Origin of the sequence: Micromonospora sp. KC721 (assembly GCF_004348355.1) — a bacterium.
Classification (GTDB): Bacteria; Actinomycetota; Actinomycetes; order Mycobacteriales; family Micromonosporaceae; genus Micromonospora.
On record NZ_SMJY01000261.1, the window covers coordinates 1 to 7,004 of the forward strand.

Consider the following 7,004-nt stretch of genomic DNA (forward strand, 5'->3'; position numbering starts at 1 on the left):
GGTGAAGACCGTCGGCCCGGTCTTCGAGCCGGGGCACGGGCGGCAGGCCGCCCGGCTCGGCGTCGCCCACCCGCACGCCGGCCCCCTCGGTCCGACGGCGCTGCCGCTCGGCCCGACCGACCCGGCGACCGAGGTCGTGGTGACCGCCGACCCGAGCACACCGGGCACCACCGCCGACGGCACCCAGCTCTGGCGGATCACCGGCACCGGCCGGCAGACCCACAGCGTCCACCTGGACGGCTGCGACGCCCAACTGGTCAACCGGGTCGGCCGGGACGGCACCGTCCGGCCACCGGAACCGGGCGAGCTGGGGTGGAAGGAGACCATCCGGGTGAACCCGGGCGAGGATGTGGTGTTGGCGCTGCGGCCGGTCGTCCCGCCGCTACCGTTCCGGATCGGCGACAGTCTCCGGCTGCTCGACCCGACCCGGCCGGCCGGGATCCGGGTGGGGGCCGCCCCGGTCAGCCCGCTCGACGGCCGCCCCGCCACCGTGGTCAACCAGATGGTCAACCTGGGTTGGGAGTACCGCTGGTCCAGCAGCGCCGCCGGCCTGCGTGACCTGGGCATGAGCCGGCCGCTGGTGTTCCGGGTCTCGCCGAAGGGGCCGACCGGGCTCACCGCCACCCCGGCGCCCGGTTCGGCCACCGCCCTCCCGGCGATCGCGTTGACCTGGACCGGCAACGGCAGCCGCCCGCCGGCTACCAGCCACCTGCTGCAACGGGCCACCGACGCGGCCTTCACCGACGGTGTCACCACGATCACCGTGGCGGCCACCGCCACCCGGTACACCGACGCGACGGTCACCCCCGGCGTGACGTACCACTACCGGATCCGGGCGGAGAACGCGGCGAGCTGCTCGGCCTGGTCCAACAGCGTCCCCGCGTCGGTGGGGTTGGCCGCGCCCACCGGAATGAGCGCACAGATCCCGCCGGCCGGGCCGCTGCGGGTGGCTCTGCGCTGGACCAACCGTTCCTTCGCCACCGGGATCGACGTGCAGCGGGCCACCAACCCGACCTTCACCAGCGGCCCGGCCACCACCGCGATCGGGGTGACGGAGCAGCACCTCGACCCGGCGGTCGCCCCGGACACCACGTACTACTACCGGGTCCGGACCACCTATCTGGGTGCGGTGTCGCCCTGGTCCACGCTGGCCACGGTGATCACCCCACCGGTCCCCGAAGCGCCCTCCGGGCTGGCCGTCGCGGTGACCGCTCCCGGCCCGGACACCGCGCGGGTGGTGCTGACCTGGGCGTCGAGCGTCCCGAGTGGGCCGGGGTCGGGCTTCGCGGTGCAGCGCGCGCTCGACCCGGCGTTCACCCGGGAGGTCGCCACCTTCACCGTCACCGGCCGGGGCTTCACCAACTCCGGTCTGGCCCGGGGCGTGACCTACCACTACCGGATCCGCTCGTTCAACGTGGTGGGCGAGTCGCCCTTCACCGCCCCGGTGCCGGTCACCACCCCGGCCTGACCCACCGACCCGCGCCCGAGCCGGCACCTCGCCCCGCATACGGAGGTGAGCGAATCGGGTCGCGGCAGGTTGCGGTCTTCGCGGTCAAGGCCAGGGCAACCTGGCGCGACCTCCGTCGACTAGGAGCGGCGCACGGCGCGCAGCTCGGCCAGCGCCGACGCCACGCCGTGCAGCAGGTCGGTCGCCTCGGTCAGCCGGGACGCCGCCGGGTGCTCGGTGCTCGGGCGGACGTCCTCGGCGACGTACCCGGCCGCAGCCGCCACCAGCCCCTCGTACGCGGTCACCCCGTCGTCCAACTGACCGGCGAGGGCGCGATGTGCCTCGGCCAGCCGGGGCCGGGCCTCCGGCGGGGCGAACCGCAGGGCACGTTCCACACTGGCGACCCGGGCGGCCAGGTCGCGTAGGGACCGGTCGGCCGCGGCGGCCTCCAGCACCGCCGGTTCGGCCAGCCCGGTGAGCCGGGGCGCCATGCCGGCGAGGGTGAGCGCCGCCCGGTCCAGCCGGGCCCACGCACCGGCGGCGGCGGTGCCGCGCAGCGCGAGCCGAGCCCGCAGCCGTCGGGCCTCGGCGAGCACGCCCGAACCGACCGGGAGCCGCTCGACGGCGGCGACCAGACGGGCCCGCGACCGGGCGGCGGCCTCGGCCGGGTCGAGGGCGGGTGGGGCCGGACGCGCGGCGAGAGCCCGCAGGTCGAGCCAACGCCAGGCGGCCAGTGCCAGCGCGCTGCCCGCCCCGGCGGCCCACGCCGCGTCCGGCAGCCCGATGCCCGCGTACGGGGTCAGCACCGCCGCCGCGCCCCCGAGCCCACCGGCCGTCACCGTCCACCGTCGAGCGGAGCGCCGCAGTCGGCGCAGCCGGCGGAAGTGTCGCGTCCGCTCGTCGGCCACCCGTACCTCCTCGTGCCGGCCGCTCAGCCGGCGGCGCTGGTGTTGCCGGTGCCGCGTTCGCGGCTCATGCTGGCCCGGATCTCGTCGAGCTTGGCCACGCCCGGATCGGCCGGTTGCTGCGCGGCGGGCCGTTCCGGCTCGCCGGCCAACCGCTCACCGGCCATGCTGGCCCGGATCTGTTCCAGCCGGGACGACCCGGCCGCGTCCAGGGTCGACCTCTGGATCTCCAGCATCCGCCCCTCGACCGAGTTGCCGGCCAGCTCGGCCCGGCCCATGGCGGTGGCGTAGCGGCGTTCGATGCGGTCGCGTACCTCGTCGAGGGTGGGGACGTTGCCGCCGGCGGTGATCGCCGACATCGACTCCAGCGAGCGGGCGACGCTCTCCTGCATCTTGGCCTGCTCCAACTGGCTGAGCAGCTTGGTGCGCTCGGCGAGCCGCTGCTGAAGGATCATCGAGTTGTTCTCGACCGCGCGGCGGGCCTGGGCGGCGGCGGCCAGCGCCTGGTCGTGCAGGGTCTTCAGGTCCTCGGTGGCCTGTTCGGCGGAGACGAGTTGGGTGGCGAGCACCTGGGCGGACTGCTCGTACCGGGCCGCTTCGGCCTCGTCACCCCGGGCGCGGGCCTGGTCGGCGAGGACGAGCGCCTGCCGGGCGTTGGCCTGCAGCCGCTCGACCTCCGACATCTGCCGGGAGAGCTTCATCTCCAGCTGCCGCTGGTTGCCGATCACCGCCGCCGCCTGCTGGACCAGCGCCTGGTGCTGGCGCTGCGCCTCCTCGACGGCCTGCTGGATCTGCACCTTCGGATCGGCGCGCTCGTCGATCTTCGTACCGAAGAGCGCCATCAGGTAGTGCCAGCCCTTGACGAACGGGTTCGCCATCTCCGCGGTATCCCCTCAGTAGCGTGCCTGCGCCTCGGCCCGCGACGGGACCGATCCGCCTGGCCGCGCGGCATGTCCCCATCGTCGCAGCCCGACGCCAGCCCGGTATCCGTACGGCGGGAGAGCACGCACGACCTGCGGTCAACCCTACGCGGCACCGGCAGAGCCGGCCACGTGAAGAGCCGTCAGGCGGCGCAGACCACGTCCCGCTCGCCGGCGCGGACCCGGGTGCTGCGGAGGGTGGCCTTCAGCGGAGACTCCTGCCGAACCTGGACGGCCACCTTGCCGTCGGAGGTGACCTGGCGGACACCCCGGTCGGTGGCCTTGCGGACGGCCGCGGCCGACACCGGCTTCTGCTCGGCCGGCTCGTCCTGCACCGGCACCAGCACACCCGGCATCTGCTCGGCGAGCGCAACGGTGTCGCTGACCTCACGTAGCAGCTCGGACAGGCGGGCACCGAGCGCGTCGCAGATCGCGGCCAGTAGTTCGCTGGACGGTTCCTTCTGGCCGCGCTCGATCTCGGACAGGTAGCCGAGGCTGACGTTGGCGGCGGTGGAAACCTCGCGCAGGGTACGGTGCTGACCCTGCCGGCGCGCCCGCAGTGCGTCGCCGATCACGCGGCGTAGCAGGACCATCGCACCTCCCCCTGACGGGAACACCTCTCGCCCGGGCTGCCGCCCGCGCCGGACGCGGCCCGCCGCGCCGGCGCCGACGTCGCGCGCCGGAGCCTTCCCGCAACCGTACCCGTTGCCCGGCCGGACGACATCCCACCCCGGCGGTCAAATCCGATCACCCGGTCACCGCCCGGCCTCCGGCGCCGCCCGGCGGTCCTCCGGTGCCGGCCCACCGTCGGCCCGGATGCACTCGACGAGCAGCCGCAACCCCTCGATCACCGCGGCGGATCGGATGTGCTCCCGGCCGCCGTCGAGATCGAGCTGCCGAACGGCCGACCCGATCGGACCGGCCACCGCGACATAGACCAACCCCACCGGCTTGCCGTCCTGCGGTTTCGGCCCGGCCACACCGGTGGTGGCCAGTCCCCAGTCTCCCCCGCAGCGCCGCCGCCCGCCCTCGGCGAGGGCGACGGCCACGTCCGGGTCGACCGGTCCGCGCTCGGCCAGCAAACCCTCGGGTACGCCGGCCAGCTGCGACTTCAGCTCGGTGGCGTAGGTGACGAGACCGCCCCGGTAGACGCCGCTGACCCCGGCGATCTCGACGATCGAGGCGGAGAGCAGCCCGCCGGTCAGGGACTCGACCGTGGCCAGCGTCTCGCCCCGCTCGTGCAGCAGGTGCACCGCCGCCGCGGCCGGGCTTCCCGCGGGCAGTTCGTGGTTCGCGTCCGTCCCCATGTCGTCCCTCCCTTCCCTGTACCGCCTGCCCTACTCATCCTCGCGCCGGACCGCCGGGTGCCGTGGCCGGGCCGGCGCTGCACCGAGCGCGGCGTCGGACCGCGATCAGCGCGCCGGACGGCGCAGCCGGAACGCCTGGAGGAGGTAGTCGAAACCGGTGACCACCGTCACGACGACGGCCGCGGCCATGATCCACGGACCGACGCCGGCGAGCACGGCCGGCATGGGCCAGAGATACCAGGTGATCGCGAGGACCTGGAGGGCAGTCTTGACCTTGCCGCCCCGGCTGGCCGCGATCACTCCGTGCCGGATCACCCAGAACCGCAGCGCGGTGATGCCCAGCTCCCGGACCAGGATCACCACCGTCACCCACCAGGGCAGGCCGCCGTAGAAGGACAGGAGCACCAGGGCCGCGCCGGTGAGCGCCTTGTCGGCGATCGGGTCGGCCACCTTGCCGACCGAGGTGACCAGACCGAACCGGCGGGCGATCCACCCGTCGACCAGATCGGTCGCCGAGGCGACCACGAAGATCAGGCACGCGGCCATTCGCCAGCCGGCGTGGGTCATCTCCGACCCCACCAGCGAGACCGCGAAGACCGGCACCAGCACCAGCCGCAGCAGGGTCAGCCCGTTCGCCGCGTTGATCACCGGCACCGGGGCAGCCACCGGCGCCGATTCCGTCGCGCCGGTCACGGCCGTGTCCCGCTGTGGCCGGCGTGGCGTACCTGGCACCGCACCACGTGACTCCCCCGCTTCCTCCGGGCCCGTCGTCACCGTTCCGCGCCGGGCGCCGCCGAGATCATCTCATCCGGTACGGCCACCAGGTCGACACCTTCGGTCGCGGTCACCGTGGCGGCCACCAGGTCGCCGGGGCGCAGTGCGGCCAGGTCGACCCCGCCGCCGGCCGGGGCGACCAGGGTGGTGGAACCGTCAACCTCGGGCGCCTGGTGGGCCGCGCGCCCCTCCACCACACCGTCGGTCACCGTGTCGACCAGCACCTCGACGCGCGAACCCAGCCGCTCCTCGGCCCGCTGCGAGCAGAGTTCGTCGGCGAGCGCGGCCAGTCGGTCGTAGCGCCGCCGGACGGTGGCCGCGGACACCTTGCCGGGCAGACCGGCGGCCTCGGTACCGTCCTCGTCGCTGTAGTCGAACACGCCGATCGCGTCCAGCCGCGCCTCGGTGAGGAAGCGGACCAGCTCCTGGTAGTCGGCGCGGGTCTCACCGGGGAAGCCGACGATGAAGTTGCTCCGCGCGCCGGCCTCGGGGGCCAGGGCGCGGGCGGAGCCCAGCAGCTCCAGGAACCGCTCGGTGGAGCCGAATCGGCGCATCCGGCGCAGCACCGGCTCGCTGGAATGCTGGAACGACAGGTCGAAGTACGGTGCCACCCCCGGTGTGGTGGCGATCGCCTCGACGAGACCGGGTCGGGTCTCGGCGGGCTGCAGGTAGCTGGCCCGGACCCGGACGATGCCGTCGATCGCGGCGAGCTGCGGCAGCAGCTTCTCCAGCGCCCGGGGATCACCCAGGTCCTTGCCGTACGAGGTGGAGTTCTCGCTGACCAGCACCAACTCCCGGACACCGGTCTTGGCCAGCCACTCCGCCTCGGCGAGCAGCTCGTCCGGGGTACGCGAGACGAAGGCGCCGCGGAAAGCGGGGATGGCGCAGAACGCACAGCGGCGGTCACAGCCGCTGGCCAGCTTGAGCGAGGCGACCGGGCCGGTGTCCAGCCGGCGACGCAGCACCGGACGCAGGTGGGCCGGGGTGTGCGCGTCGGCCTCGACCACCGGGCGGGCCGGGGTGCCGTGGCCGGGCAGCGACACCGCCGCGTCCCGCCGCTTGACCGGCGTCAGCGGCAGCAGTTCCCGCCGGTCGCGCGGGGTGTGGGCGTCGATCGACTCACCGGCGACCACGGCGTCCAGCCGGGCGGCGATGTCCGGGTAGTCGTCGAAGCTGAGCACCGCCTGCGCCTCGGGGAGACTGTCGGCGAGTTCCCGCCCGTACCGCTCGGCCATGCAGCCGGCGGCGACCACCTTGGCCCCGGTGTCGGCGGCGGCGAGCAGCGTCTGGATCGAGTCCTGCTTGGCCTTCTCCACGAACCCGCAGGTGTTGACGACCACCACGTCGGCACCCTCGCCGTCGGTGGTGACCTGCCAGCCGTCGGCGTGCAGCCGGGCGGCCAACTCCTCCGAGTCGACCTCGTTACGGGCGCAGCCCAGGGTCAACAGCGCGACCCGACGGCCGGAGCCGTCGGCCGACGGCTCGTGGTCGTGGCGTGGCGACAGGCGCGCCGGGCTGGAACCGTCGGAAGGGGAGGTGGCAGACACCATCCGAGGGTACCGGGCGCTCGGCGCGACCCGGCGCCGGCGGGCGTCGTCCGACCGGATGGGCACGGCCGGCCGAATGCGGTGGCGGCCTGATCATCACGGGG

At 74.5% G+C, this 7,004-nt stretch carries 7 protein-coding genes; 1 reads left to right on the forward strand and 6 read right to left on the reverse strand.

The annotated features are described in order from the left end of the window. Positions 1-1,468 (forward strand): multicopper oxidase domain-containing protein (locus E1182_RS27995; protein ID WP_165942742.1); only part of this gene is annotated, 1,468 nt, incomplete at its 5' end. A 119-nt stretch (positions 1,469-1,587) separates the two neighbouring features. Here the strand turns inward: E1182_RS27995 and E1182_RS28000 are convergent. From E1182_RS28000 to rimO, 6 genes are all read right to left on the reverse strand, one after another. Next, positions 1,588-2,355: a hypothetical protein gene (locus tag E1182_RS28000; protein ID WP_132270735.1), complete on the reverse strand. Its 768-nt coding sequence runs from the start codon at positions 2,353-2,355 to the stop codon at positions 1,588-1,590. 23 nt (positions 2,356-2,378) lie between these two features. After that, positions 2,379-3,230 carry a PspA/IM30 family protein gene (locus tag E1182_RS28005; protein WP_132270736.1) on the reverse strand — a complete coding sequence of 284 codons (852 nt, stop codon included), beginning with the start codon at positions 3,228-3,230 and terminating at the stop codon, positions 2,379-2,381. Between the two features lie 185 nt (positions 3,231-3,415). After that, positions 3,416-3,865: a helix-turn-helix domain-containing protein gene (locus tag E1182_RS28010; protein ID WP_132270737.1), complete on the reverse strand. Its 450-nt coding sequence runs from the start codon at positions 3,863-3,865 to the stop codon at positions 3,416-3,418. A 162-nt stretch (positions 3,866-4,027) separates the two neighbouring features. Further along, positions 4,028-4,579 (reverse strand): CinA family protein, encoded by a 552-nt coding sequence (locus E1182_RS28015; protein ID WP_132270738.1) that lies wholly within the window; start codon positions 4,577-4,579, stop codon positions 4,028-4,030. 105 nt (positions 4,580-4,684) lie between these two features. After that, a complete protein-coding gene (pgsA, locus tag E1182_RS28020; RefSeq protein ID WP_132270739.1) occupies positions 4,685-5,272 on the reverse strand; it encodes a CDP-diacylglycerol--glycerol-3-phosphate 3-phosphatidyltransferase in 588 nt (195 codons plus the stop codon). Between the two features lie 77 nt (positions 5,273-5,349). After that, entirely contained in the window at positions 5,350-6,903 is a 1,554-nt protein-coding gene (rimO, locus tag E1182_RS28025; protein WP_132270740.1) for a 30S ribosomal protein S12 methylthiotransferase RimO, read from the reverse strand. Positions 6,904-7,004: the final 101 nt, after the last annotated feature.